The sequence below is a fragment of the Caballeronia sp. INML2 genome (genome assembly GCF_023631365.1).
Classification (GTDB): Bacteria; Pseudomonadota; Gammaproteobacteria; order Burkholderiales; family Burkholderiaceae; genus Caballeronia; species Caballeronia turbans.
In genome coordinates, this window is the sequence record NZ_JALQDH010000034.1 from 1 (window position 1) to 24,940 (window position 24,940).

Genomic DNA, 24,940 nt, shown 5'->3' on the forward strand with positions numbered 1-24,940 from the left:
CACACCACCGATACCGCCTCTACTCTCGCTTCCTTCGCGTTCATCGAATCGCGAAGGAACGGAATTCTAGTGAGTGAGACCGAGAAGCGCAAGCGCTTTCTCACCTAATAATCACCGATGCTTGAAGACCGGCTTCCGCTTCTCGACGAACGCCGCCATGCCCTCCTTCTGATCTTCCGTTGCGAACAGCGAATGGAACAAGCGCCTCTCGAAATGCACGCCCTCGGCAAGCGTCGTCTCGTAAGCGCGGTTGACCGCCTCCTTGGCCATCATTACGGCGGGAAGCGAGAAGCCGGCGATGATCGTCGCCGCTTCGACAGCCTCATCGAGCAGGCGATCCGCCCCGACGACCCGCGACACAAGCCCAGCGCGCTCGGCCTCGTCAGCATCCATCATGCGCGCGGTCAGGCAGAGATCCATCGCCTTGGCCTTGGAGACGGCGCGCGGCAAGCGCTGGGTGCCTCCAGCACCTGGGATCACGCCAAGCTTGATCTCCGGTTGACCGAACCGGGCGGTATCGGCTGCGATGACGATGTCGCACATCATCGCAAGTTCGCAGCCGCCGCCGAGCGCGAAGCCCGCGACCGCTGCGATGATGGGTTTGCGAATCGTGCGGATTGTTTCCCAATTGCGCGTGATGTAGTCGCCCTTATAGACATCCATATAGGAATAGCTGGCCATCATGCCAATGTCAGCGCCGGCCGCGAACGCCTTCTCGCTTCCGGTCAAGACGATCGCGCCGATGTTCTCGTCGGCGTCGAAGGCCTTGAGCACCGTGCCCAGTTCGTCCATCAACGCATCGTTGAGCGCATTGAGCGCTTTCGGGCGGTTCAGCGTAATCAGCCCGACCCGACCGCGCGTTTCCACCAGCAGATTCTCGTAAGCCATTCGCTCCTCCTTGGGATCCTCAGGTAAGCCCTAATGAAAAGACGTCGTCACAGCATTCCGATAATGCTACCATTACCAACCAACCGGTCGGTTAATTATTCGGCCCGGCACCTTCCCTTCGTTCTCTTCTCTCGACCATGACACATCCGCTATTCACGAAGCACGAAGCGACGCTCGCCAAAGCGCTCACAGCCATCGAAACGCGCGGCTACTGGAGCCCGTTTGCCGAAATGCCGAGCCCCAAAGTGTACGGGGAAACGGCCAACGCCGATGGAGAAGCCGCGTTCAAAGCCCACTTCGGCAAGACCTTCGAACTCGATCAGCCGTCGACGGACGAGACGGTCGGGAAGGAGCGCTCGCCGTTCGGCATCGCGCTCGACATCCGCTATCCGAAGTCCAGTCCGGACGCGCTCATCCGAGCCGCAGCCGACGCTCAGGCCGACTGGCGCTCTGCCGGGCCACAAGCATGGGTCGGCGTGAGCCTCGAAATTCTTTCGCGTCTGAACCGCGCCAGTTTCGAGATTGCGTACAGCGTGATGCATACGACCGGCCAGGCATTCATGATGGCTTTCCAGGCCGGTGGCCCGCACGCGCAAGACCGCGCGCTCGAAGCCGTCGTCTACGCGTGGGACCAACTGCGCCGCATTCCCGCCGAAGCGCATTGGGAAAAACCGCAAGGCAAGAACCCGCCGCTTGCGATGCACAAGCGCTTCTCCGTCGTCCCGCGCGGCACGGGCCTCGTGCTCGGCTGCTGCACCTTCCCGACCTGGAACGGCTATCCCGGCATGTTCGCCGATCTCGCAACGGGCAACACCGTCATCGTCAAGCCGCACCCAGGCGCGATCCTGCCGCTCGCAATCACGGTGCGCATCGCCCGTGAAGTCCTTCGCGAGGCGGGATTCGATCCAAACGTCGTCACCCTGCTCGCCACCGAACCCAACGACGGCGGGCTGGTTCAAGAACTGGCCGTGCGTCCCGAAATCAAGCTGATCGACTTCACGGGCAGCACGCAAAACGGCACGTGGCTCGAGCGCAATGCGCATCAGGCCCAGGTGTACACCGAAAAGGCCGGCGTGAATCAGATCGTCATCGACTCCGTGGACGACATGAAGGCCGCCGCACGCAACATCGCCTTTTCGCTCGCCCTCTATTCGGGTCAAATGTGCACGGCGCCGCAGAATATCTACGTGCCGCGCGATGGCATACGCACAGCCGACGGCCAGTTGAGCTTCGATGACGTCGCGAAAGCGCTCGCGAGCGCCCTCGAAAAACTAACGTCCGATGCGGCACGCGCTGTCGAACTCACGGGCGCCATTCAGAACGAAGGCGTCGTGGAACGCGTCGCCGAAGCGCGCAAACTTGGCGACGTTCTCCTCGACAGTCAATCGCTCGTGCACCCGGCATTTCCTGAAGCACGCGTGCACACCCCGCTGATGCTCAAGCTCGACGCACGCACCGACGAGGCCAACTTCACCAAGGAATGGTTCGGCCCGATCTCGTTCGTGATCGCGACTGACTCGACCGCGCAATCGCTCGAACTCGCCGGCTCGATCGCACGCACACACGGCGCGTTGACGTTGTCGGTCTACAGCACCGACGACAAGGTCATCGAAGCCGCGCATGAAGCAGCCATTGAAGGCGGCGTCGCGCTCTCGATCAACCTCACCGGCGGCGTTTTCGTCAATCAAACGGCTGCGTTCTCGGACTTCCACGGAACGGGCGCCAATCCGGCAGCCAATGCCGCGCTGTCTGACGCCGCGTTCGTCGCCAATCGCTTCCGCGTGGTGCAGAGCCGAGTTCATGTTGCTCCGAAGGCTGCGCAAGCGGAAGTCGGCCAAACGGCATAAGCCAAACTGCACAACGCGAAGGCCGAACCGCCGTGCAAACGGCTTATGCCATTCGGCCTAATGGAAAGCAGCCGGCTGCGCGGCTAGTATCGGATTGCAAGGAAAACAGGCCGGCACAGCCGCTGCGGCCAGACTCGGCGACGGAGGAGAAGCAATGACAGAGAAGTCCGTGTTGGTCCACGTCGATCGCGAAACGCGCGTCGCGACGTTGACGCTCAATCGACCCGACAAGCTCAACAGCTTCACGCGCGAGATGCATCGTGAACTGAATCGGGTGCTTACTGAAATAGAGGCGGGCAACGCGCGCGCGTTGGTCATTACTGGCGCCGGCCGCGGTTTTTGCGCGGGCCAGGATCTCGCAGATCTGGATTTCACGCCCGGTTCGATCTCGGATCTCGGGGACCTGATCGACGAGCACTTTAATCCGCTCGTCCGACGACTGCAGGCCATGCCGCTGCCTGTCATCGCCGCTGTGAACGGCACCGCCGCTGGCGCGGGCGCGAATCTCGCGATGGCGTGCGACCTCGTCGTCGCGGCGCGATCGGCGAGTTTCATCCAGGCATTCGTGAAGATCGGCCTCGTGCCGGATTCGGGCGGAACCTGGCTCTTGCCGCGCCGCGTCGGTGAAGCGCGCGCGCTCGGCCTCGCGCTGACGGGCGAAAAGCTCAGCGCGGAAAAAGCGGAGGCTTGGGGCATCGTGTGGCGCGTCGTCGACGACGCCGAGTTGCCGCAGGCGGCAGCGCAACTGGCCGCGCAACTTGCGCAGCAGCCGGCGCGTGCGGTCATCGCGATCAAACAGGCGATCCGAGCGGGCGCGAACAAGACTTTCGATCAGCAGCTCGACCTCGAACGCGATCTGCAGCGCGAGCTGGGCGCCTCGCCCGATTACATCGAGGGTGTCGCGGCGTTCAAGGAGAAGCGCGCGCCGCGCTTCGAAGGCCTGTGAGCACCGAATCAATCTGGAATCTGGAGACACTTGTGACGCCACAACAACTCGCGGAAGCCACAGCCAAAGCCATGTACGAAGCGGACGCGTGCACCCGCGCGCTCGGCATCGAGCTGATTGAAGTGCGGCCGGGCTATGCGCGGCTGCAAATGGAAGTGCGCGCCGATTTTCTCAACGGTCATGCGATTTGCCACGGCGGGCTGATGTTCACCCTGGCGGACTCCGCGTTCGCCTTCGCCTGCAATTCATACAACATCAGCACGGTCGCCGCGGGTTGCTCGATCGAGTTTCTACGTCCTGTGCAGGGCGGCGATCGTCTGACTGCCGAGGCGATCGAGCAGACCTTGAGCGGCCGCACGGGCATCTACGACATCCGCGTCACGAATCGGGAAGGCGAAGCGGTCGCAATGTTTCGCGGCAAGTCAGCGCAAATCAGAGGTACCGTGATCCCCGCATGACGGGACTCGTCATATGACGGACGTGGCACGAAAAAGCCGCGCCGCACAGTCAGCATCAAGGAGACAGCAATGACCACACCGCTGCCGCTCGAGCCGATCGAAAAGGCAAGCCGCGACGAACTCGCCGCGCTGCAACTCGAACGCCTCAAATGGACGCTCAAACACGCGTACGAGAATTCCCCCGTCTATCGGCGCAAGTTCGACGAAGCCGGCGTGCATCCGGATGACGTCAACTCGCTTTCGGATCTCGCGCGCTTTCCCTTCACGACCAAAAAGGATCTGCGCGATAACTACCCGTTCGGCATGTTCGCCGTGCCCCAGGAACGCGTCTCGCGCATTCACGCGTCGTCCGGCACGACGGGCAAGCCGACAGTCGTCGGCTACACCGCGCAAGATCTGGACAACTGGGCGAACCTCGTCGCGCGCTCGATCCGCGCCGCCGGCGCGCGGCGTGGTGACAAGGTCCATGTGAGCTACGGTTACGGACTTTTCACCGGCGGACTCGGCGCACATTACGGTGCGGAGCGCGCGGGCCTCACGGTCATTCCCTTCGGCGGCGGTCAGACCGAAAAGCAGGTGCAACTGATTCAGGACTTCCGCCCCGACATCATCATGGTCACGCCGAGTTACATGCTCTCGATCGCCGATGAACTCGAGCGCCAGGGCATCGATCCGGCGTCGTGCTCCTTGCGCATCGGCATTTTCGGCGCCGAGCCCTGGACGAACGACATGCGTCGCGCGATCGAGACGCGCATGGGCATCGACGCCGTCGACATTTACGGGCTCTCCGAAGTGATGGGGCCTGGCGTGGCGTCCGAATGCGCGGAGACCAAGGACGGCCCGACGATCTGGGAAGATCATTTTTATCCCGAGATCATCGATCCGGAAACCGGCGAAGTGCTACCCGACGGCGAATTTGGCGAGCTCGTGTTCACATCGCTCACGAAGGAAGCGCTGCCGATCATTCGCTATCGCACGCGCGATCTGACGCGCCTGCTGCCCGGCACCGCTCGCACGATGCGTCGCATGGAGAAAATCACGGGTCGCTCCGACGACATGATGATCGTGCGCGGCGTGAACGTCTTCCCGACGCAGATCGAAGAGTTGCTGCTCAAGCGGCCGGTGCTCGCGCCCCACTATCAGATCGTGCTTACCAAGGAAGGTCCTCTCGACGTTCTCACGCTGAACGTGGAGCCTTGTCCGGAATCGGCGCCAGACATCGCGGCGCTCGACAGCGCGAAGGCCGCGCTCGCCTACGACATCAAGGCGCTGATCGGCGTGAGCGCCGAGGTGAACGTGCTCGCGGTGAACGGCATCGAACGTTCGGTTGGGAAGGCTCGACGCGTGATCGATCGGCGCAACATGACGTCATGACGTAAAAAAGCTCGCGAGCCGTAAAAGCCGCGAGCTTTTTTGTCGCCAGCAAAGCACACGAGAATCAGGAGTTCGGCAACAGCAGCCACATCCTGCCGCCCTGCTTCATGCGTCCGGCGAGATCGCCGGCATCGTCGCCGAGACCCCAGAAGTAATCCGCGCGCACGCCGCCCTTGATCGCCGTGCCGGTGTCCTGCGCGAACACGAGGCGGTTCATCGGCTGGTTGCTGAGCGGACGCGTCGTCTGAAGAAAGACGGGCGTGCCGAGCGGGATCGCCGAGGGATCGACCGCGATCGAACGTTCAGGCGTGAGCGGCACGCCGAGCGCACCGACGGGCCCGTCACCGAGACTTGCGGGCATCGTTTCGTTCGCGGGCATTTCGCGGAAGAAGACGAAGCGCGGATTCACGTCCAGCAGCGCGTCGACACGCGCCGGGTTCGCCTTCGCCCACGCCTTGATGCCTTGCATCGTTGCTTGCGCGGGCGCGAGCTCGCCGCGATCGAGCAGTTCCTTGCCGATCGACCGGTACGGCTGATTGTTCGTGCCGCCGAAGCCGACGCGCATGACGCTGCCATCTTCCATCTTTACGCGTCCGGACCCCTGCACTTGCAGGAAGAACACCTCGATCGGATCGTCGACCCACACGAGCTCGTTGCCGTTCAATACGCCCGAACGTTCGAGCTGCGCGCGCGCAGGCAACGCGGAGCCGGGCTTATAGCGGTATGGCCAGCGATACAGCGCGTACTGATATGGCCCGTGACGCGTGCGCGAGCCGCGCAGCAGCGGCTCGTAGTAGCCGGTCACGAGACCGTCGAGCGTGCCGTCGGTGTTGGCAAGCTGGAAGGGCGTGAAATAGGTTTCGAAGAAGCTGCGCGCCGCCGACATATCCAGGTCGTCGAGCCGCAACGCCGCCGTGCACGCCTTCTGCCAGTTGGCCTGTCGCGCGAGCCGGCTGCAGTTCTGACGCAGCGCGGCTGTCGCGCCGATCAGCGAATCGTCCTGCCAGCCCGGCACCTGCTGCCAGCTCACTGCGGTTAGCCGCGACGCGGAGCGCTGTCCGGGAACGATCGGCGTGCCAGTCGCCGTGCTCGCGCCCGGCTTCACGTAGTTGCCGCCTCCGCACGAGGCGAGCAGGACAGCGGTTGCAATCGATGCGGCCCAGGCCGCTGCTCGTGCGGTCGGCCGCACGAAACGCATACAATGCTCGTTCTTGATGGGAACCGCCATGTCTGATCTGTTCGACGAATATCCAATGCTTATTTTTGCGCTCGAGTCGCTCGTGGCGCTCGCCTTGCTGATCTTCATCGTCGTGTGGACGGCATCGGGCAAGAAGAAGAACCAGAACCGCTCGAACGATCCGGCGAAACGCCGCTGATACGCGTCACGCGCCGCCGGTTACAGCTCAATGGAGCGTGCGCGGCATATGCAATGCGAATTCCGCTACAGGCGCCTCGAAACGCTCGCCGTCTTCAGCCACGCAGAAATACTCTCCGCGCATCGTGCCGACCGGCGTTGCGATCACGGCCCAACTCGTGTATTCGAACTGCTCGCCCGGAGGCAGAAGCGGCTGATGCCCGACGACGCCGAGCCCCTTCACTTCCTGCACGTGATCGTTGCTGTCGGTAATGATCCAGTGTCGCGAGATCAATTGTGCCGCGACCTGACCGGTATTGCGAATCGTCAGCGTGTAGGCGAATGCGTACTGACGGCTATCCGGGTCGGACTGTTCGGGCAAATACCGCGTCTCCACGGAAACGCTGAATTCGTACTGGCTCATCGTTGTTCCAATATCAGTTCGACTGGTCGCTGCCTCACCGGACAAAAGCGCGGACAAAAGCACGGACGAAAACCGCGGACGAAAAGCGCGCGACCGCGCCATCATTGGTCTGGCATTCTGCTTGATGCGAGCGGCGCCCGCAACACGATTGGCGCCCGACGACATGTTCGCACGCGATCCATTGGCCATTCGGACGAAGGACTCGAAGGAAAACGCGGGTTAAAATCACTGCTTTAAGCCGCTACCCGCATACGTCCATGGCGCAATTCCACATCGCTCCCAGTATCCTCTCCGCCGACTTTTCCCGCCTGGGCGAGGAAGTCCGCAACGTCGTCGCCGCCGGCGCCGACTGGATCCACTTCGACGTCATGGACAACCACTACGTGCCGAATCTCACGATCGGCCCGCTAGTGTGCGAAGCCATCCGCCCGCACGTGGACGTGCCCATCGACGTGCATCTCATGGTGCGCCCGGTCGACCGCATCGTGCCGGATTTCGCGAAAGCCGGCGCCAATATGATCAGTTTCCACCCGGAAGGTTCGGATCACATCGACCGCACGCTGTCGCTGATCCGCGATCACGGCTGCAAGGCGGGTCTCGTGTTCAATCCCGCGACGCCGCTCAATTACCTCGACCACGTGATGGACAAGGTCGATCTCGTGCTGATCATGTCGGTCAATCCGGGATTCGGCGGGCAATCGTTCATTCCCGAGGCGCTCAACAAGTTGCGCGAGGCGCGCGCGCGCATCGATGCGTATCGCGATCGCACGGGGCGCGAGATTCATCTGGAAGTCGACGGCGGCGTGAAGATCGACAACGTCGCGGAAATCGCCGAAGCCGGCGCGGATTCGTTCGTCGCCGGCTCCGCCATCTTCGGCAAACCGGACTACAAGGAGGTCATCGACGCGATGCGCGCGGAACTGGCCACGGTCGAATCGGGAGCGAAGGAATGAGTGAGCTCGCAGCGGCGCAGTCGCCTTTTGTGAACCGCCCGATCCGGGCCGCCATCATCGACCTCGACGGCACGATGGTCGACACCGCGGATGATTTCGTCGCCGCATTGAACGCGATGCTCGCGCGCATCGGCATCGCACAGCCGGTCACACGCGATGAAGTTACGGACTACGTCGGCAAGGGTTCGGAGAATCTGATTCGCAGCGTGCTCGCGGTGCGCCTGTCGCCGTTGCAAGCGGCCGCGCAATTCGATGACGCGCTCGCGATCTATCAGAGCGAATACGCGAAGGTCAACGGCAAGCACTCGGCGCTCTTCCCGGAAGTGAAGGAAGGCCTCGAAGCGATGCGCGAAAGCGGCGTCCTGCTCGCGTGCGTCACCAACAAGCCGCATCGGTTCGCCGTGGAGTTGCTCGCGCACTTCGGCATCGCGGATTTCTTCAAGGTGATTCTCGGCGGCGATTCTCTGCCCGCGAAGAAGCCCGATCCGCTGCCGATGCTCACCGCATGCGAACGCCTGGACGTCTTGCCGCGCGAAACCGTGGCGGTCGGCGATTCGGAAAATGATGCGCTCGCGGGTCGTGCCGCCGGCCTCGCGACACTGACCGTTCCGTATGGCTACAACCATGGGAAACCTGTGCAATCGGTGAAATCCGATGGTATAGTTTCCTCGCTGCGCACCGCAGCGCTGGCGATAGCCGCCACTCTGGCACCGCCGGATGCAACACTCACTGAATAAGTCCATCCATTCATGTTTCTCAACAGAAAACGGAGTCTGAGCAGCATCGACCGGGGAGCCTGGCCCTGGCGTCGCTGGTCGCGCTAACCTCGCCCGAGGTTCGCTGAAGCCATGTCGCGTTTTGCTTCATCTGCTTCGGCATCCGTTTTTTGTTTCGCTGCGCATTCCGCGCCGTTTCCGTTGATTCGCTGTATATCGAGCCTCGCTCAGGCACGCGTCGTGTCGTGCTGCGCGAGTCGCCTTACCCGCTTCGGCAATTCGAAGCGGCGGGGCCGCCGTATGCGATCATCACGGGACTCGACCGACCGCAGCGCCCTGCACTCCCCGATGCCGCGCCACCCCTGAAAGCGCGCGTCGCTCAAGGATCGCAACATGACCGAACTCGAATTCCAATCGCTGGCGAACGAAGGCTACAACCGCATTCCGCTCATCGCCGAAGCCCTCGCCGATCTCGAAACGCCGCTCTCGCTTTACCTCAAGCTCGCGCAGACCGAGCGCAACGGCGCGAACTCGTTCCTGCTGGAATCCGTCGTGGGCGGCGAGCGGTTCGGGCGCTACTCGTTCATCGGCCTGCCTGCCCGCACGACCGTGAGCGTGCGCAACGGCAAGACGCAAGTCGTCACGGACGGCAACGTCGTCGAAACGGATGACGGCGATCCGCTCGCGTTTATCGAGCAATTTCAAAAGCGCTTCAAAGTCGCGACGCGCCCCGGCTTGCCGCGCTTCTGCGGTGGTCTCGCCGGCTATTTCGGTTATGACGCGGTGCGCTACATCGAGAAAAAGCTCGCGCACACCGCACCGCCCGACGATCTCGACCTGCCCGACATTCAACTGCTGCTGACCGAAGAAGTCGCGGTCATCGACAACCTCGCGGGCAAGCTCTATCTGATCGTCTACGCCGATCCGACCAGGCCGGAAGCGTATGCCAAAGCGAAGCATCGTCTGCGCGAACTGCGCGCGCGGCTGCGTACGACGGTTCAACCGCCGGTGACGTCCGCGAGCGTGCGCACTGAAACGTACCGCGAGTTCAAGAAGGATGACTATCTGAACGCCGTGCGCAAGGCGAAGGAATACATCGCGGCTGGCGAGCTGATGCAGGTGCAGGTCGGCCAGCGCCTCATCAAGCCGTTCCGCGACAATCCGCTTTCGCTGTATCGCGCGCTGCGTTCGCTGAATCCGTCGCCGTACATGTACTACTACAACTTCGGCGGCGAAATGCACGTGGTCGGCGCGTCGCCGGAAATTCTCGTGCGTCAGGAAAAGCGCGCGGACGATCGCCTCGTGACGATTCGTCCGCTCGCCGGCACCCGTCCGCGCGGCAACACGCCCGAGCGCGACGCCGAGCTCGCCACCGAACTGCTGAACGATCCGAAGGAAATCGCCGAGCATGTGATGCTGATCGACCTCGCGCGCAACGACGTCGGCCGCATTGCGCAGACCGGCTCGGTTTCCGTGACGGACAAGATGATCATCGAGAAGTACTCGCACGTGCAGCACATCGTGAGCTCGGTCGAAGGCAAGCTCAAAGACGGCATGAATAACTACGACGTGCTGCGCGCGACCTTCCCCGCCGGCACGCTGTCCGGCGCGCCGAAGGTCCGCGCGATGGAACTCATCGACGAACTGGAGCCGGTCAAGCGCGGTCTTTACGGCGGCGCAGTCGGTTATCTGTCGTTCAGCGGCGAAATGGATCTCGCGATCGCGATTCGCACCGGCCTGATCCACAAAGGCAATCTCTACGTTCAGGCGGCAGCGGGCGTCGTCGCCGATTCGGTGCCCGAATCCGAATGGCAGGAAACGGAGAACAAGGCGCGCGCCGTGCTGCGCGCCGCCGAGCAAGTGCAAGACGGCCTCGACAGCGACTTCTGAGGAGACAAGACCATGCTGCTGATGATCGACAACTACGATTCCTTCACCTACAACCTGGTCCAGTACTTCGGCGAACTCGGCGAGGACGTGCGCACCTATCGCAACGACGAAATCACGCTCGACGCTATCGCGAAGCTCAACCCCGAGCGCATCTGCCTCTCGCCGGGACCGAGCAATCCGCAACACGCGGGCATCACGCTCGACGTATTGCGCGAATTCTCCGGCAAGCTGCCGATTCTCGGCGTGTGCCTCGGCCATCAGGCGATCGGCGAGGCATTCGGCGGGCGCGTCGTGCGCGCGCAGACGATCATGCACGGCAAGGTCAGTCAGATCGAGACGGACTGTAAAGGCGTGTTCGCCGATCTGCCTAAACACTTCAACGTGACGCGCTATCACTCGCTGGCAATTGAGCGCGAGTCTTTGCCCGACTGTCTCGAGGTGTCCGCATGGACGCCGGACGGCGAGATCATGGGCGTGCGTCACAAGGAACTCGAAGTGGAAGGCGTGCAGTTCCATCCGGAATCGATTCTGTCCGAGCACGGCCACGCGCTTCTGGAAAACTTCGTGAAGAACTCATCGACCGGCAAGCGGGCTTAAGAACATGACAATCACCGCACAGGAAGCGCTGCAACGCACGATCGAGCATCGCGAGATTTTTCACGACGAAATGCTGCACCTGATGCGCCAGATCATGCGCGGCGAGATGTCGCCCGTCATGGCGGCCGCGATCATCACCGGCTTGCGCGTGAAGAAGGAAACCATCGGCGAGATCGCGGCGGCCGCGACCGTGATGCGCGAGTTCGCGAATCATGTCGAAGTCGAGGACAACTCGCATTTCGTCGATATCGTCGGCACGGGCGGCGACGGCTCGCACACGTTCAACATCTCCACCGCGTCGATGTTCGTTGCGGCCGCGGCGGGCGCGAAGGTCGCAAAGCACGGCAACCGCGGCGTGTCTAGCAAGTCGGGCAGCGCGGACGTACTCGAAGCGCTCGGCGTGAACATCGATCTGACACCGGAACAAGTGGCCGCGTCGATTGCCGAAACCGGCATGGGCTTCATGTTCGCGCCGAACCATCATCCGGCGATGAAGAACATCGCGCCCGTGCGCCGCGAACTGGGCGTGCGGACCATTTTCAATATTCTCGGGCCGCTGACGAACCCGGCCGCCGCGCCGAACCAGCTTCAGGGCGTATTTCACGAAGACCTCGTCGGCATTCAGGTTCGCGTGATGCAGCGTCTCGGCGCGAAACACGTGCTGGTGGTGTACGGCAAGGACGGCATGGACGAAGTGTCGCTCGGCGCCGCGACGAAAGTCGGCGAACTGAAGAACGGTGAAGTGACCGAGTACGAGATTCATCCTGAGGATTTCGGCCTGCAGATGGTGTCGAACCGCTCGTTGAAGGTGCAGGACGCGCAGGAATCGAAGGCCATGCTGCTCGGCGCGCTGAACAACAAGGCGGGCGTGGCGCGCGAAATCGTCACCTTGAATGCCGGCACGGCGCTTTATGCCGCGGACGTCGTCGATTCGATCGACGCGGGCATGGCCGCCGCGCGCGAAGCGATTGCGAGCGGCGCCGCACGCGAAAAGATTGAAGCGCTCGTGAAATTCACGCAGCAGTTTGCGAAGAAATAACGGAAGCCAACATGAGTGACATTCTGGATCGCATCATCGCGGTCAAGCGCGAGGAAATTCGCGCCGCCGAACAAAGCGCGCCGCTCGAAGAGCTGAAACTCGAAGCCAGCGCGCGCGACCTTCGCGATTTCGTCGGCGCATTGCGGGCGAAACATGCGGCGAATCAGGCCGCGGTCATTGCCGAAGTGAAGAAAGCGAGTCCGTCGAAGGGCGTGCTGCGCGAGCACTTCGTGCCTGCCGATATCGCGCGCTCGTACGAAAAAGGCGGCGCCGCGTGCCTTTCCGTCCTCACCGACGTGCAGTTCTTCAAGGGCAGCGTCGCCTATCTGGAAGAAGCGCGCGCCGCGTGCAGCCTGCCGGTGCTGCGCAAGGACTTCATCATCGATCCGTATCAGATCATCGAAGCGCGCGCGATGGGCGCGGACTGCATCCTGCTGATCGCGGCCGCGCTCGAACTCTCGCAAATGCAGGATCTCGAAGCCTACGCGCACTCGCTCGGGCTCGCGGTGCTGGTCGAAGTGCACGACGCCGACGAACTGCGCGATGCGCTCACGCTGAAGACACCGCTCATCGGCATTAATAATCGCAATCTGCGCACGTTCGAGACGACGATCGACACGACCATCGGCATGCTGGAATCGGTGCCGGATGACCGCATCGTCGTGACGGAATCCGGCATTCTGTCGCGCCTCGATGTCGACCGGCTGCGAGCGATGCGCGTGCATACGTTCCTCGTCGGCGAAGCGTTCATGCGCGCCGACGATCCGGGCGCGGAACTCGCACGCATGTTCTTCTGATTTCACCGACAGGAACCGCATGGGCATCGAACGGGAACTCAAGCTCGCGCTCGCGCCGTCGCAACATGACGACGTCGCGCGCTTCTTCGACGAGCGCACGGGCGCGGGCAAGCCGATCGAGCTTGCCAACGTCTATTTCGATACGCCGGACTGCGCGCTCGCGAAGGCGAAGTCCGCGCTGCGCCTGCGCCGCACGCCGGAGCAATGGCTGCAGACGTTCAAGACGCTCGGCAAATCGGTCGCGGGTTTGAGCAACCGTCACGAGTGGGAATTGCCCGTCGAAGGCGAAGCGCTCGAAATCGACGCCCTGATCGCCGCTTGCGACGACGACACCGCACGCGAAGCGCTGGAACGCGCCGCGCCCGGTCTGATCGCGCTCTTCAAGACCGACTTCAGGCGCATCGTGTGGGATATCGAACGGGAAGGTTCGCAGATCGAAGTCGCGCTGGATGTCGGCCAGATCACCGCCGACGTCGACGGCGAGACGCGTCGCGCGGACATCAGCGAACTGGAACTGGAACTGAAGTCCGGCGAAGAAACCGCGCTTTCGATGCTCGCCGCCGAATTGCGCGGCGCGTTTCCCGAACTCGTTCCCGAGGATCTCAGCAAAGCCCAGCGCGGATATCTGCTGCGCGGACAGCCCGAAAAAAACCGCAACGCCCGAGCATGAGCCAACAGCCGTCCCTTTTCGCGGATAACGAATCCGCGCCTGCGTCGACTTTCGCGACGCTCGAAAGCCAGTTCGAAGCGCTGCCCGCCGACTGGCGCACGCATCTGAAGCCTTTCATCGAAAGCAAGCACTACGCCGCGTTGTGCGCATTCGTCGATGACGAGCGCGCCGCCGGCAAGACAGTTTATCCCGCCGATGTTTTCCGCGCGCTGCGTCTCACGAATCCCGGCGACGTGAAAGTCGTGATTCTCGGGCAAGACCCGTATCACGGCGAGGACAAGGGTGCGCCGCAAGCGCACGGCCTGGCGTTCTCGGTGCCCGCGCCGGTGCGTCCGCCGCCTTCGTTGCGCAACATCTTCAAGGAGATTCACGCAAGTCTCGGGTTTCCCGCGCCCGCGCACGGTTGTCTCGATTCGTGGGCGAAGCAAGGCGTGCTGCTGCTCAACACGTCGCTGACGGTCGAGCGCGACAAAGCCGGCAGCCACGCGAAACGCGGCTGGGAGCAATGCACCGATACGCTGATCCACGAAATGGCGCAGCGTCACGACGGGCTCGTGTTCATGCTGTGGGGTGCGCACGCGCAGGCAAAGCGCGGTTTGATCGAAGGCACGGGGAAATCGCATTGCGTGCTGGAGGCGGCGCATCCTTCACCGTTGTCGGCGTATCGCGGATTTTTCGGCTGCGGACATTTCGCGCGCGCGAACGAATACCTGACCGAGTACGGGCGTGAGGCAATCGACTGGCGCTTGCCCGCCGAGCCGGAATTGCTCGCTTGAACGCAAAAAAACCCCGCATAAGCGGCCCGCATAAGCGGGGTTTTCTTCTTGAAGAGAGACGCTTAGACAGCCGCAATGGCCTCACGCGCCGACGCCAGCGCCGCGCCAGCCACTTCCGGCCCCATGTTCAGGCCTTCGGCGTAAATGAAGCTCACGTCGGTCATGCCGAGGAAGCCGAGGAACGTCGTAAGGAACGGCGTCTGCGAATCGTTCGGCGTGCCTGCGTACTTGCCGCCGCGCGCCGACACCACGTACACCTTCTTGCCCTTCACGAGGCCTTCCGGACCGTTCGCGGTATAGCGGAAGGTGATGCCGGCACGCGCGATCCAGTCGAAGTACGTCTTCAGTTGCGACGAGATGCCGAAGTTGTACAGGGGTGCTGCGATCACGACGACATCCGCCGCCTGCAACTCGGCGATCAGCGCTTCGCTCTTCGCGTTGATCGCGGCTTGTTCCGCGCTGCGCTGATCGGCGGGCGTGAAGAACGCGCCGAGCGTGGCGTCGTCGAGGTGCGGAAGGTTGTCGCCCAGCAGATTGCGCACGACCAGCTTTGCGCCAGGGTTGCTTTGTTGCAGTTTCGCGGTCAGTTCGTCGGCGAGCAGCGTCGATTGAGCACCTTGCGAACGGGCGGCGGAGTTGATTTGCAGAATCGTCGTCATGATGGGTTCCTGTTCCTTGATCGGGTTTCGGGCACCGTCGGCGCCCGGCTTAGGAAGCATTCTTCGTTTTTCGACGGTCGAGAAAAAGCCGTGCGGTCGTGACGGATCGTTGCACCGGTAGAACAATCCGCCTCCGGATCAGCCTTTCAGCCAGCGCTCGCGCCATTGTTTCGACGGGCCGCGTCCGTCGATGGCGGTCAGCACGTAGCGCGCGACTTCCGGCCCGTCGAGCCTGAGCTCGGTGCGGCGCAGCTCGTCGCGGCGGAACGCGTGCACTTCCACCTTCGTGCCCGGCAGATAGCGCGACAGCAGCGCGTCGAGATTGGAGCCGGTGATGCGCAGTCCGTCGATTGCGACGAGCACATCACCCGCCGACAATCCCGCCTTCTGCGCCGCGCTGCCTTCATGCACGACGGCAAGCGTGCAATCCGCGCCGCCGCGCACACGCGCGCCGAGCGAAGGCTTGACCGATGCGCCGTTGCCCGGCAAATCGGGCGCCATCGCGATGCCGAACGGCTCGAGCAGCGCGTCGAGCGGCAGATCGCGCGTGCCGCGCACGCCGTCGCGGAAGAGCGAGCGCAGGTCCGCGCCGGTCGCTTCGGCGAAGAGCGCCTCGACGTCTTCCTCCATAAGTCCGCGCGCCTTGCCGTGGTAGAACTCGCGCCCGTAGCGTTGCCAGAGGAGGCGCATCACGTCGTCGAGCGATTTGCGGTTGTCGGTTTGCGCGCGGATCGACAGATCGAACGCCAGCGCGACGAGCGAGCCTTTCTGGTAGTAGCTGACGATCGCGTTCGGCGCGTTTTCGTCGGCGCGATAGTACTTCACCCAAGCATCGACCGAGCTTTGCGCGACGGACTGCTTGAGGCGCCCCGTGCCGCGCAGCACGCTGCCGATCGTCTTGCCGAGCAGGTTGAAGTAATCGCCCGCCGAGATGAGGCCGCTGCGCACGAGCAACAGATCGTCGTAGTAGGACGTGAAGCCTTCGAAGAGCCACAGCAGCGTCGTGTAATTCTCCTGCGACAGATCGTACGGCGCGAACGCCGCCGGCTTGATGCGCTTCACGTTCCACGTATGGAAGTACTCGTGGCTGCACAGACCGAGATAGGTGCGATAGCCTTCGGTCGTTTCCGGGCGGCCCAGCACGGGCAGATCGGTGCGATTGCAGATCAGCGCCGTCGATGCGCGATGCTCGAGCCCGCCATAACCATCGCTGACGGCGACGGTCATGAACACGTAGCGTTCCACCGGCGCCTTCTTCGTGCGCGGCTCGAAAAGCGCGATTTGCGCTTCGCAGACGCGCTTCAGATCCGCGGCGAGCCGGTTCATGTCGAGATTGACGACGCGCCCCGAAATCACGATGTCATGCTTCACGCCGTGCGCGGTGAAGCTGCCGAGCGCGAATTCGCCGAGCGTGACGGGCTGATCGACGAGTTCGTCGTAATTCGCCGCTTCATAGCTGCCAAAGCCGTAGCGCTTCGTGCCGCGCGCCTCGGCGAGCGCCGTCGCGACGCGCCAGTTGCGATACGCGCCGCCCTGCGGCGGTTCGATATCGACGATGCACGGCGCGGCCGACTGCCCTTCCACCGCGAGGAACGTGCTCGTCCCGTTGAAGAAGCCGATGGTGTCGTCCAGATGCGCGGCGCGCACCGACATGTCCCACGCGTAGACCTCGTAGCGCAGCGTGATCGGTCCGTCGACCGGTGCGGCTTGCCATGCGTGCTTGTCGATCTTTTCGATCGCGACCCGGCGGCCCGCCGCGTTGAACGCCTGCAGCGTCACGATATTGCGCGCGAACTCGCGGATCATGTAGCTGCCAGGAATCCACACCGGCAACATGAACCGCTGGCCAGCCGGATCCGGCTCTGCAACGGTGAGCGTCACTTCGAAGAGATGCGCGGCGGGATTTTTCGGAACGATGCGGTAGCGCACGGGCTGCACCGTTTGCATGAGCGTAGTCATCTCGATGTCCTTGTTCTTGTTCTGGGCGCGCCTGGCCACGCCCGGCGCCTTGCTTCTTTACGCTGCGCTTTCGCAAAAGCAAGGCCGTAAAAACATATGAGGCGCATGACGCGCCTCCTTTCCTCGTTCGAGCCGCGCTCAGCGCACGGCGGACAGTTCCTTTTCGAGCCGGTCGGCGGGCACGGCGCCCGGCAGACGGCGGCCATCGGCGAGAAACACGGTCGGCGTGCCGGTGACGTTCATCGAGCGGCCGAGCTTCAAGTTCTTGTCGATGGCAGTCGTGTCGCACGACGCTGCCATGGGCGGCGTCTTGCGGTCGAGCATCCAGCTTTCCCACGCGTTCGCGCGATCCTGCGCGCACCAGATCGACTTCGACTTGGCCGTCGAATCCGGCGAGAGCACCGGGTAAAGGAAGGTGTAGACGGTGACATTGTCGATCGATTTCAGCGTCGATTCGAGTTGCTTGCAGTATGGGCAGTTCGGATCGGAAAACACCGCGATCTTGCGCTTGCCGTTCCCCTTCACGACCTTCACCGCGTCTTCGAACGGCAGCTTCGCGAAGTCGATCTTGTTCGTTTCCGAGAGCCGCGCCTCGGTGAGGTTCTTGCTGCTGCGCGTGTCGACGAGATCGCCGATCAGCACGTAGTTGCCGGTCGCATCGCTATAGATGATCTGCGAGCCGAGATTCACTTCGTATAGTCCCGGCACGGGCGTCTTCTGGATGCTCTTGATGGTGGCGTCGCCCATGCGCGATTCGAGCGCCGACTTGATCTTGTCGGTGACTTCATCGGCCTGCGCCGAACAGCCGATGCTGAGCGTCACGGCGAGCGCAGCGGCCGTCGCGAGAGCGATGCGAAAGGTGGTTTTCATGCGGTTTCCTGTGAGTCGCTTGAGCGTAGCGCGTGCGTCGCGCCTGTGGAATATCAATGGACTGTCTCAGCCGAGCGCCGCCGACACAAGCCAGCGCTTGATGAGCGGCTGCGCGCCGACGAACGCCATGCCCGTGTTACGGACCGCGCGCGCAAGCGTGCCCGGCACGGAAAAGAGCCGCTGCAGGCCGTCGGTCGCGAACATGAGCTTCTGGATGTCTTCGCGGCGCGCGCGTTCATAGCGGCGCAGCAGAATCGGATCGCCGAGATCGCGGAACGACTCTTTGTTGGCGATGACGTCAGCCAGCGCGGCCACGTCACGCAGGCCGAGGTTCATGCCCTGCCCCGCGAGCGGGTGAATCAGATGCGCGGCATCGCCAACGAGCGCGACGCGCGGCGCGATCAGCTTGTCCACGGTCTGCAGCCCGAGCGGAAAGCCCTGCGCGGGCGTCACGCAATCGAGCGTGCCGAGCATGTTTTGCGTCGCCTGTTCGACCTGGGCCGCGAGTTGAGCGGGATCGAGCGCGAGCAGTTCGTCGGCGTGCTCCGTGCGTGCCGACCACACGAGCGAAACGTGATCGCCGGGCAACGGCAGCAGCGCGATGATTTCCGTATCGCGGAACCATTGATATGCGGTTTCGCCGTGCGGCCGCTCGGCCCGGAAATTGGCGACGACACCCGTCTGCCGATAATCGCGACGATTCATCTTCGCGCCCATTTGAGCGCGCACCCAGGAATGCGCGCCGTCGGCGCCGACGATCAGATCCGTTTCGAGCATTTCGCCGCTCGCGAGCGCGACATGCGCGGCGTCGGCCTCGACCGTCATGCCCTGCGCGCGCGATTCGAACCACGAGAGGCTCGGCTGAAAGCGCAACGCGGCATCGAGCGACTGTTCGATCAGCCACGATTCCACGATCCACGCGAGTTGCGGCACCGACGCCTGGAACGCCGAGAAGTGCAGTTCCGCGTGGGCGTCGCCGAAAACACGCATGTCGAACACCGGACCGAGACGCGAGCGATCGAGCGCCTGCCAGACGCGCAGCCGCTCGAGCAGCGCCTGCGAGCTCGAGGACAGCGCGTAGATGCGCGAATCGAACGCTGCGCCCGGCGGCAGACCGGCGGGGCGCGACGCGATGAGCGCGGTGCGCAGACCGGATTGGGCGAGCGCGAGCGCGGCCGTCTTGCCGACGAGCCCGCCGCCGACGACGACTGCGTGGAATCTGAGGGGATGCGGAGTCATCCGGGCATTATAGCCGTGGGGTTCGAACGGGTTTGCCGGCCGAGGGTGCCGCTTGCGGGCGTCGGCACGGCGGTACAATAGCGGTTTGCCCGGCCGCCTGACGCGGCCGCAGCGTGGCGGGCGGTCCTCGCCCGCTCTTTGCGCACCATTTTTGACGAAACCTGCGCGGCCCGCGCCGTCTCACCAGTTCGAAGGATCCCATGAGCCTCCAATGCGGCATCGTCGGCTTGCCCAACGTCGGCAAGTCCACACTTTTCAATGCTTTGACCAAGGCGGGCATTGCCGCCGAGAACTATCCGTTCTGCACGATCGAGCCGAACGTCGGCGTGGTCGAAGTGCCGGATCCGCGTCTGAACGCGCTCGCCGAGATCGTGAAGCCAGAGCGCATCCTGCCGGCGGTGGTCGAGTTCGTCGATATCGCGGGTCTCGTTGCGGGTGCGTCGAAGGGTGAAGGCCTCGGCAACCAGTTTCTGGCGAACATCCGCGAGACGGATGCAATCACGCATGTCGTGCGCTGCTTCGAAGACGAGAACGTGATCCACGTCGCGGGGAAGATCGACCCGATCGCGGATATCGAAGTCATCAACACCGAACTCGCGCTCGCCGATCTGGCGACGGTCGAAAAGGCGTTCACGCGTTACTCGAAGGCGGCGAAGTCGGGCAACGACAAGGAAGCGGCGAAACTCGTCGCCGTGCTCGAGAAGGTGCGCGCGCAACTGGATCAGGCGAAGCCGGTGCGCGGTCTCTCGCTGACCGACGAAGAACAGCTGACCATCAAGCCGCTGTGTCTCATCACGTCGAAGCCGACGATGTACGTCGCAAACGTGAAGGACGACGGCTTCGAGAACAATCCGTACCTCGACGCGGTGCGCAAGCACGCGGAAGCGGAGAACGCGCCGGTGGTCGCGGTGTGTGCGGCGATCGAAGCGGAAATCGCGGATCTCGACGATGCCGACAAGAAAGACTTCCTCGCCGATATGGGCATGGACGAGCCGGGTTTGAACCGCGTGATTCGCGCGGGTTTCAAGCTACTCGGCCTGCACACCTACTTCACGGCGGGCGTGAAGGAAGTGCGCGCGTGGACGATTCATATCGGCGATACGGCGCCGCAGGCCGCCGGCGCCATTCACACGGATTTCGAGCGCGGCTTCATCCGTGCGCAGACAATTTCGTTCGATGACTACATCGCTTATAAGGGCGAACAAGGCGCGAAGGAAGCGGGGAAGATGCGGGCGGAGGGGAAGGAGTATGTCGTTCATGATGGGGATGTCATGAACTTCCTGTTCAACGTGTAAAACGTCAAGAACAGTCAAAGCTGCTTGCCTCGCGAAGCGGAGTACCCGATAAAGGGGCTCCGCTTTTTTCTTGCGCGGCAAGGCAGCGCACCGATGCGCGATAAATAACAACAACGAGAGCGCAAAAGAAGATGAAGAGACACGCGTCGATGAGCGCGTTGCGTGCGTTCGCGGTGACCGCGCTGATCGTGACGAGCGTCGTGTGGACACCCGGCGCCTTCGGCTATCGCGGCTATCAATATCAATACCAGCCGCAACCAGACGAATCCGACCTCGACAACCACGGCCACTACGTCAATCACGACGGCAACCTCGTCCACTCGCCCGCGCACACGCGCTCGGGCACGGTCCCCACAGGCGCGACCGCCCGATGCCGCGACGGCACCTACAGCTTCAGCCAGCATCACAGCGGCACGTATTCGAGACACGGCGGCGTGGCGAGCTGGCAGTGACCGATGGCACCGCGAAGTACAATGCCATTTGATCCCGCGCGCGCCAGGCGCGACGGCGGGAACGCGCGAAACCGCGCGACCGGACATCCTCGCGCGCCGACTCGAACGCGCCGCGTTCATACCCTCAATCAATCACGGACAACATGGCCCAATACGTCTTCACCATGAACCGCGTCGGCAAAATCGTCCCGCCGAAGCGTCAGATCCTGAAAGACATCTCCCTCTCGTTCTTTCCCGGCGCGAAGATCGGCCTCCTCGGCCTGAACGGTTCCGGCAAGTCGACGCTCATCAGGATCATGGCGGGCGTCGATAAGGACATCGAAGGCGAAGCCACGCCGATGCCGAACCTGAACATCGGCTATCTGCCGCAGGAGCCGCAACTGGATCCGCAGCAGACCGTGCGTCAGGCCGTCGAGGAAGGTCTCGGCGACGTCTTCCAGGCACAAAAGAAGCTCGACGAAATTTACGCCGCCTACGCCGAGCCCGACGCCGACTTCGACAAGCTCGCCGCCGAACAGGCGAAGTACGAAGCGATTCTCTCGACGAGCGATGGCGGCAGCCCCGAGCAACAGCTCGAAGTCGCCGCCGACGCGCTGCGCCTGCCCGCATGGGACGCGAAAATCGAACATCTGTCGGGCGGGGAAAAGCGCCGCGTCGCGCTCTGCAAGCTGCTGCTGCAAAAGCCCGACATGCTGCTGCTCGACGAGCCGACCAACCACCTCGACGCCGAATCCGTCGAATGGCTGGAGCAGTTCCTCACGCGCTATCCGGGCACCGTCGTCGCGGTGACGCACGATCGCTACTTCCTCGACAACGCCGCCGAATGGATTCTCGAACTCGACCGCGGCCACGGCATTCCGTGGAAGGGCAACTATTCGAGCTGGCTCGACCAGAAGGAAGACCGCCTGAAGCAGGAAGAATCGAGCGAATCCGCGCGTCAAAAGGCGATCAAGAAGGAACTCGAATGGGTGCGCCAGAACCCCAAGGGCCGTCAGGCGAAATCGAAGGCGCGCATCGCGCGTTTCGAGGAGCTCAACAGCCAGGAATACCAGAAGCGCAATGAGACCCAGGAAATCTTCATTCCGGTCGGCGATCGTCTGGGCAATGAGGTCATCGAGTTCAAGAACGTCAGCAAGGCATACGGCGATCGCCTGCTCATCGACAATCTCGACATGAAGATTCCGGCCGGCGCAATCGTCGGCATCATCGGGCCGAACGGCGCCGGCAAGTCGACGCTCTTCCGCATGCTGACCGGCAAGGAGCAGCCGGATTCGGGCGAGATCGTCAAGGGGCCGACCGTCAAGCTCGCTTACGTGGATCAAAGCCGCGACGCGCTCGCCGCCGACAAGACCGTGTTCGAGGAAATCTCCGGCGGCGCCGACGTGCTCACGGTCGGCAAGTACGAAACGCCGTCGCGCGCGTATATCGGCCGGTTCAACTTCAAGGGCAGCGATCAGCAGAAGCTCGTCGGCAATCTGTCGGGCGGCGAGCGCGGTCGTCTGCATCTGGCGAAGACGCTGATCGCCGGCGGAAACGTGCTGCTGCTCGACGAACCGTCCAATGACCTCGACGTCGAAACGCTCCGCGCGCTCGAAGACGCGCTGCTGGAATTCGCCGGCTCGGTCATGGTGATCTCGCACGATCGCTGGTTCCTCGACCGTATCGCAACGCACATCCTCGCGTTCGAAGGCGATTCGCATGTCGAATTCTTCGACGGCAATTACCAGGAATACGAAGCCGACAAGCGCAAGCGCCTCGGCGAAGAAGCAGCGAAGCCGAAGCGTCTGCGCTACAAGCCGATCACGCGCTGAGCATGGCAAACATCTGATGATTCGCGGCACGCACCAATGCGGGCGCGCGCACGGACATCAGGTACGAAAGTGGCGACTGTGTAGGACGCAGTCGCCACTTTCATTTTCGAGCGGCACTTTCCGATAAGCCGACACGGGAGACACACGCAGATGGCGGGATCGAGCGCGAGGCGGGGAGCGCTTTGGGCAATCGGAATCGTGGTGGCGCTTTTCGTCGTGGCGATCGGCGGCTGGCTTTTCGCCGTGCATCAGATCAAAGAGCGCATCATCGAGACGCTCGGCCCAAGCGGTTCGGTGGAAGAAATCGACGTCGCCTTCGGTCAGGTGACGCTCTCGCGCGTGCGCCTGCGCGGCCCGAAAGACTGGCCCGCGAGCGACGCCATGCGCGCCGAACGCATCGTGCTCGATGTCGACATGCGTTCGCTCATCACGAAGCCGGTTCATCTGCGCAGCGTGAGCGTCGACAACTACTATCTGTCCATCGTCCGCTCCGCCGAGGGCCGCGTGCGCATCCTGCCGGGGCTCAGGGAAACTGCGCAGGAAGCCAACGCCACGCCCGACAGCAAGGAACGCGAGGAACACGCGCGAGAGGAAAAGCTCATCGATCGCGTGTCGTTCGAGCGCGGTTCGATGGAGTTCTTCGACGGCTCCGTGCAGAACCCGCCGTACCGCGTGCTGATCGGCGATGCGCGCGCCACCGTCGATCACATTCATCTGCCCGCCCTCACCGACCGCACCGAGCTTTCGATGACCGGCTCGATCAAAGGGCCGTCGCACACGGGCAATGTGACATGGGGCGGCTGGATGGTCATCGCGAACAAGGATTCGCAGACGCGCGCGACACTGCGCAACGTCGATGTCGCGACGCTCGATCCGTATCTGCTCAAGAAGGCCGGCGCAAAGGCGGCCGTAACGGGCGGCACCATCGACTTGTCGATCGATGCCACCGTGAAGGCCTACCGCATTCACGCGCCCGGCACGCTCACGCTGAATCACCTGCAGATCAGCGACGCCGGCAATCCGCTCGACACCTTTCTCTCGATCCCGACCAAAGCCGCGATCGCCGCGCTGAAGGACCGCAAGGAGCAGATCAAGCTCGATTTCGTGCTCGACGGCGATTTGCGCGATCCGAAGTTTTCGCTCAGCGAAAGTCTGTCGAAGAAGCTCGCGGCCGGTTTCGCGAAAGCCCTCGGCGTGAGCGCCGAAGGCGTCGCGCGCGGCGCGGGCGATACGGTGCGGGGAATCGGCAACGCGCTGAAGAATCTGCTGGGGCAGTAGCGCGTTGCATGTGCGCGTTCAGATCGGCAGATTCAGCGCGCGCAGCTTCGTTTCCGTGTCCAGTGCGCCGGTGTAGTGGACGCCGTGCCAGCCGAGCGCGGTCGCGGCTTGCGCGTTCGTCAGATTGTCGTCGATGAACACGAGCTCGTCTGGCCGAACGCCCGGCAAGTGCTTGTCGATCTCCGCGCGCATCAAATCGAAGATCTGCGGATCGGGCTTCACGAGACCGACGCGCCCCGACACGACGATCTCCCGAAACTTCCGCAGCACGTCGAAGCGCTCCCACGCGTACGGAAAAGTTTCCGCCGACCAGTTCGTGAGGCCAAAGAGCGGCACGCCCGCGGCCTCGAGCCGGTCGACGAGCGCGACGCCCTCTTGCATCGCGCCCGCCACCATTTCCGGCCAGCGCGCATAGAACGCGCGAATCAGCGCTTCGTGCTCGGGATATTGCGCGATCAACTCGGCCGTGCCTTCTTCGATCGTCTGTCCACCGTCCTGCTGCACGACCCACTCCATCTTGCAGACGTTGTCGAGAAACCAGCGGCGCTCGGTTTCGTCGGGAATCAGATGTTTGTAGAGATACTCGCGATTCCAGTCGATCAACACGCCGCCGAAATCGAACACCACGGCCTTGATGGTCATCTCGCC

24 protein-coding genes are annotated in these 24,940 nt (G+C 63.1%); 16 read left to right on the forward strand and 8 right to left on the reverse strand.

The window, feature by feature from the left end; all coding sequences use genetic code 11:
• Positions 1 to 111: 111 nt before the first annotated feature.
• Entirely contained in the window at positions 112 to 888 is a 777-nt protein-coding gene (locus tag NCT32_RS12030; protein ID WP_061121897.1) for an enoyl-CoA hydratase, read from the reverse strand.
• Between the two features lie 137 nt (positions 889 to 1,025).
• Here NCT32_RS12030 and paaN point away from each other — a divergent pair, with 137 nt between their 5' ends.
• From paaN to paaK, 4 genes are all read left to right on the forward strand, one after another.
• Positions 1,026 to 2,735, forward strand: a complete 1,710-nt coding sequence (gene paaN / locus NCT32_RS12035; RefSeq protein WP_250477117.1) for a phenylacetic acid degradation protein PaaN — start codon at positions 1,026 to 1,028, stop codon at positions 2,733 to 2,735.
• A 154-nt stretch (positions 2,736 to 2,889) separates the two neighbouring features.
• A complete protein-coding gene (gene paaG / locus NCT32_RS12040) occupies positions 2,890 to 3,681 on the forward strand; it encodes a 2-(1,2-epoxy-1,2-dihydrophenyl)acetyl-CoA isomerase PaaG (protein WP_250477118.1) in 792 nt (263 codons plus the stop codon).
• A gap of 71 nt (positions 3,682 to 3,752) precedes the next feature.
• Positions 3,753 to 4,139 (forward strand): hydroxyphenylacetyl-CoA thioesterase PaaI, encoded by a 387-nt coding sequence (paaI, locus tag NCT32_RS12045; protein WP_250490368.1) that lies wholly within the window; start codon positions 3,753 to 3,755, stop codon positions 4,137 to 4,139.
• Between the two features lie 69 nt (positions 4,140 to 4,208).
• The gene (gene paaK / locus NCT32_RS12050; RefSeq protein ID WP_061121901.1) at positions 4,209 to 5,513 is read left to right on the forward strand and encodes a phenylacetate--CoA ligase PaaK; all 1,305 of its coding nucleotides are present in this window, start codon (positions 4,209 to 4,211) and stop codon (positions 5,511 to 5,513) included.
• Between the two features lie 64 nt (positions 5,514 to 5,577).
• Here the strand turns inward: paaK and NCT32_RS12055 are convergent, their stop codons facing one another.
• Positions 5,578 to 6,819: a murein transglycosylase A gene (locus tag NCT32_RS12055; RefSeq protein WP_250477120.1), complete on the reverse strand. Its 1,242-nt coding sequence runs from the start codon at positions 6,817 to 6,819 to the stop codon at positions 5,578 to 5,580.
• 97 nt (positions 6,820 to 6,916) lie between these two features.
• Positions 6,917 to 7,291, reverse strand: coding sequence for a Co2+/Mg2+ efflux protein ApaG (gene apaG / locus NCT32_RS12060; RefSeq protein WP_035510926.1), 375 nt, complete (start codon positions 7,289 to 7,291; stop codon positions 6,917 to 6,919).
• 257 nt (positions 7,292 to 7,548) lie between these two features.
• Here apaG and rpe point away from each other — a divergent pair, with 257 nt between their 5' ends.
• The 8 genes from rpe (at position 7,549) to NCT32_RS12100 (ending at position 14,729) form a co-directional block, all read left to right on the forward strand.
• Positions 7,549 to 8,244: a ribulose-phosphate 3-epimerase gene (rpe, locus tag NCT32_RS12065; RefSeq protein WP_250490356.1), complete on the forward strand. Its 696-nt coding sequence runs from the start codon at positions 7,549 to 7,551 to the stop codon at positions 8,242 to 8,244.
• Complete coding sequence (locus NCT32_RS12070; protein ID WP_061121904.1) at positions 8,241 to 8,981, forward strand: phosphoglycolate phosphatase; 741 nt, start codon at positions 8,241 to 8,243, stop codon at positions 8,979 to 8,981. The genes rpe and NCT32_RS12070 overlap by 4 nt, the downstream gene beginning before the upstream one ends.
• A gap of 372 nt (positions 8,982 to 9,353) precedes the next feature.
• Entirely contained in the window at positions 9,354 to 10,850 is a 1,497-nt protein-coding gene (trpE, locus tag NCT32_RS12075; RefSeq protein WP_250490357.1) for an anthranilate synthase component I, read from the forward strand.
• A 12-nt stretch (positions 10,851 to 10,862) separates the two neighbouring features.
• Positions 10,863 to 11,447 (forward strand): aminodeoxychorismate/anthranilate synthase component II, encoded by a 585-nt coding sequence (locus tag NCT32_RS12080; RefSeq protein WP_061121906.1) that lies wholly within the window; start codon positions 10,863 to 10,865, stop codon positions 11,445 to 11,447.
• Positions 11,448 to 11,451: 4 nt separating this feature from the next.
• Positions 11,452 to 12,486, forward strand: a complete 1,035-nt coding sequence (trpD, locus tag NCT32_RS12085; RefSeq protein WP_250477121.1) for an anthranilate phosphoribosyltransferase — start codon at positions 11,452 to 11,454, stop codon at positions 12,484 to 12,486.
• An 11-nt stretch (positions 12,487 to 12,497) separates the two neighbouring features.
• Positions 12,498 to 13,283, forward strand: a complete 786-nt coding sequence (gene trpC, locus NCT32_RS12090; protein WP_061121908.1) for an indole-3-glycerol phosphate synthase TrpC — start codon at positions 12,498 to 12,500, stop codon at positions 13,281 to 13,283.
• A 19-nt stretch (positions 13,284 to 13,302) separates the two neighbouring features.
• Positions 13,303 to 13,953: a CYTH domain-containing protein gene (locus NCT32_RS12095; RefSeq protein ID WP_250490358.1), complete on the forward strand. Its 651-nt coding sequence runs from the start codon at positions 13,303 to 13,305 to the stop codon at positions 13,951 to 13,953.
• Entirely contained in the window at positions 13,950 to 14,729 is a 780-nt protein-coding gene (locus tag NCT32_RS12100; RefSeq protein ID WP_250477123.1) for a uracil-DNA glycosylase, read from the forward strand. The genes NCT32_RS12095 and NCT32_RS12100 overlap by 4 nt, the downstream gene beginning before the upstream one ends.
• A 62-nt stretch (positions 14,730 to 14,791) precedes the next feature.
• Here the strand turns inward: NCT32_RS12100 and NCT32_RS12105 are convergent, their stop codons facing one another.
• From NCT32_RS12105 to NCT32_RS12120, 4 genes are all read right to left on the reverse strand, one after another.
• Positions 14,792 to 15,388 carry an FMN-dependent NADH-azoreductase gene (locus NCT32_RS12105; protein WP_061121692.1) on the reverse strand — a complete coding sequence of 199 codons (597 nt, stop codon included), beginning with the start codon at positions 15,386 to 15,388 and terminating at the stop codon, positions 14,792 to 14,794.
• A 138-nt stretch (positions 15,389 to 15,526) separates the two neighbouring features.
• Entirely contained in the window at positions 15,527 to 17,326 is a 1,800-nt protein-coding gene (locus NCT32_RS12110) for a M61 family metallopeptidase (protein WP_250477141.1), read from the reverse strand.
• Between the two features lie 159 nt (positions 17,327 to 17,485).
• A complete protein-coding gene (locus NCT32_RS12115; RefSeq protein ID WP_250477126.1) occupies positions 17,486 to 18,217 on the reverse strand; it encodes a DsbC family protein in 732 nt (243 codons plus the stop codon).
• 66 nt (positions 18,218 to 18,283) lie between these two features.
• Positions 18,284 to 19,456 carry a UbiH/UbiF family hydroxylase gene (locus NCT32_RS12120; RefSeq protein WP_250490359.1) on the reverse strand — a complete coding sequence of 391 codons (1,173 nt, stop codon included), beginning with the start codon at positions 19,454 to 19,456 and terminating at the stop codon, positions 18,284 to 18,286.
• 200 nt (positions 19,457 to 19,656) lie between these two features.
• On the opposite strand from NCT32_RS12120, the gene ychF reads away from it, so the two are divergent.
• The 4 genes from ychF (at position 19,657) to NCT32_RS12140 (ending at position 24,292) form a co-directional block, all read left to right on the forward strand.
• Positions 19,657 to 20,751 carry a redox-regulated ATPase YchF gene (gene ychF / locus NCT32_RS12125; protein WP_061121687.1) on the forward strand — a complete coding sequence of 365 codons (1,095 nt, stop codon included), beginning with the start codon at positions 19,657 to 19,659 and terminating at the stop codon, positions 20,749 to 20,751.
• Positions 20,752 to 20,882: 131 nt separating this feature from the next.
• Complete coding sequence (locus tag NCT32_RS12130) at positions 20,883 to 21,203, forward strand: DUF3761 domain-containing protein (protein ID WP_250490360.1); 321 nt, start codon at positions 20,883 to 20,885, stop codon at positions 21,201 to 21,203.
• A 143-nt stretch (positions 21,204 to 21,346) separates the two neighbouring features.
• Positions 21,347 to 23,014 carry an energy-dependent translational throttle protein EttA gene (gene ettA, locus NCT32_RS12135; protein ID WP_250490361.1) on the forward strand — a complete coding sequence of 556 codons (1,668 nt, stop codon included), beginning with the start codon at positions 21,347 to 21,349 and terminating at the stop codon, positions 23,012 to 23,014.
• A 150-nt stretch (positions 23,015 to 23,164) separates the two neighbouring features.
• A complete protein-coding gene (locus tag NCT32_RS12140; protein ID WP_061121685.1) occupies positions 23,165 to 24,292 on the forward strand; it encodes a DUF748 domain-containing protein in 1,128 nt (375 codons plus the stop codon).
• 18 nt (positions 24,293 to 24,310) lie between these two features.
• Here NCT32_RS12140 and NCT32_RS12145 read toward each other — a convergent pair whose 3' ends face one another.
• On the reverse strand, positions 24,311 to 24,934 hold the full coding sequence (locus NCT32_RS12145; protein ID WP_250490362.1) for an HAD family hydrolase: 624 nt from the start codon (positions 24,932 to 24,934) through the stop codon (positions 24,311 to 24,313).
• Between the last annotated feature and the right edge of the window lie 6 nt (positions 24,935 to 24,940).

What these genes read in the sequence shown, in the direction of transcription:
- NCT32_RS12070 (WP_061121904.1), top strand. Translation starts at nt 8,241, where the DNA reads ATGAGTGAGCTCGCAGCGGCGCAGTCGCCTTTTGTGAACCGCCCGATC.
- NCT32_RS12105 (WP_061121692.1), bottom strand. Translation starts at nt 15,388, where the DNA reads ATGACGACGATTCTGCAAATCAACTCCGCCGCCCGTTCGCAAGGTGCT.
- NCT32_RS12145 (WP_250490362.1), bottom strand. Translation starts at nt 24,934, where the DNA reads ATGACCATCAAGGCCGTGGTGTTCGATTTCGGCGGCGTGTTGATCGAC.
- NCT32_RS12095 (WP_250490358.1), top strand. Translation starts at nt 13,303, where the DNA reads ATGGGCATCGAACGGGAACTCAAGCTCGCGCTCGCGCCGTCGCAACAT.
- NCT32_RS12100 (WP_250477123.1), top strand. Translation starts at nt 13,950, where the DNA reads ATGAGCCAACAGCCGTCCCTTTTCGCGGATAACGAATCCGCGCCTGCG.
- paaN (WP_250477117.1), top strand. Translation starts at nt 1,026, where the DNA reads ATGACACATCCGCTATTCACGAAGCACGAAGCGACGCTCGCCAAAGCG.
- NCT32_RS12140 (WP_061121685.1), top strand. Translation starts at nt 23,165, where the DNA reads ATGGCGGGATCGAGCGCGAGGCGGGGAGCGCTTTGGGCAATCGGAATC.
- trpD (WP_250477121.1), top strand. Translation starts at nt 11,452, where the DNA reads ATGACAATCACCGCACAGGAAGCGCTGCAACGCACGATCGAGCATCGC.
- paaG (WP_250477118.1), top strand. Translation starts at nt 2,890, where the DNA reads ATGACAGAGAAGTCCGTGTTGGTCCACGTCGATCGCGAAACGCGCGTC.
- paaI (WP_250490368.1), top strand. Translation starts at nt 3,753, where the DNA reads ATGTACGAAGCGGACGCGTGCACCCGCGCGCTCGGCATCGAGCTGATT.
- trpC (WP_061121908.1), top strand. Translation starts at nt 12,498, where the DNA reads ATGAGTGACATTCTGGATCGCATCATCGCGGTCAAGCGCGAGGAAATT.
- NCT32_RS12080 (WP_061121906.1), top strand. Translation starts at nt 10,863, where the DNA reads ATGCTGCTGATGATCGACAACTACGATTCCTTCACCTACAACCTGGTC.
- apaG (WP_035510926.1), bottom strand. Translation starts at nt 7,291, where the DNA reads ATGAGCCAGTACGAATTCAGCGTTTCCGTGGAGACGCGGTATTTGCCC.
- paaK (WP_061121901.1), top strand. Translation starts at nt 4,209, where the DNA reads ATGACCACACCGCTGCCGCTCGAGCCGATCGAAAAGGCAAGCCGCGAC.
- ettA (WP_250490361.1), top strand. Translation starts at nt 21,347, where the DNA reads ATGGCCCAATACGTCTTCACCATGAACCGCGTCGGCAAAATCGTCCCG.
- NCT32_RS12120 (WP_250490359.1), bottom strand. Translation starts at nt 19,456, where the DNA reads ATGACTCCGCATCCCCTCAGATTCCACGCAGTCGTCGTCGGCGGCGGG.
- NCT32_RS12030 (WP_061121897.1), bottom strand. Translation starts at nt 888, where the DNA reads ATGGCTTACGAGAATCTGCTGGTGGAAACGCGCGGTCGGGTCGGGCTG.
- ychF (WP_061121687.1), top strand. Translation starts at nt 19,657, where the DNA reads ATGAGCCTCCAATGCGGCATCGTCGGCTTGCCCAACGTCGGCAAGTCC.
- rpe (WP_250490356.1), top strand. Translation starts at nt 7,549, where the DNA reads ATGGCGCAATTCCACATCGCTCCCAGTATCCTCTCCGCCGACTTTTCC.
- NCT32_RS12115 (WP_250477126.1), bottom strand. Translation starts at nt 18,217, where the DNA reads ATGAAAACCACCTTTCGCATCGCTCTCGCGACGGCCGCTGCGCTCGCC.
- NCT32_RS12130 (WP_250490360.1), top strand. Translation starts at nt 20,883, where the DNA reads ATGAAGAGACACGCGTCGATGAGCGCGTTGCGTGCGTTCGCGGTGACC.
- NCT32_RS12055 (WP_250477120.1), bottom strand. Translation starts at nt 6,819, where the DNA reads ATGAAGATCAGCAAGGCGAGCGCCACGAGCGACTCGAGCGCAAAAATA.
- trpE (WP_250490357.1), top strand. Translation starts at nt 9,354, where the DNA reads ATGACCGAACTCGAATTCCAATCGCTGGCGAACGAAGGCTACAACCGC.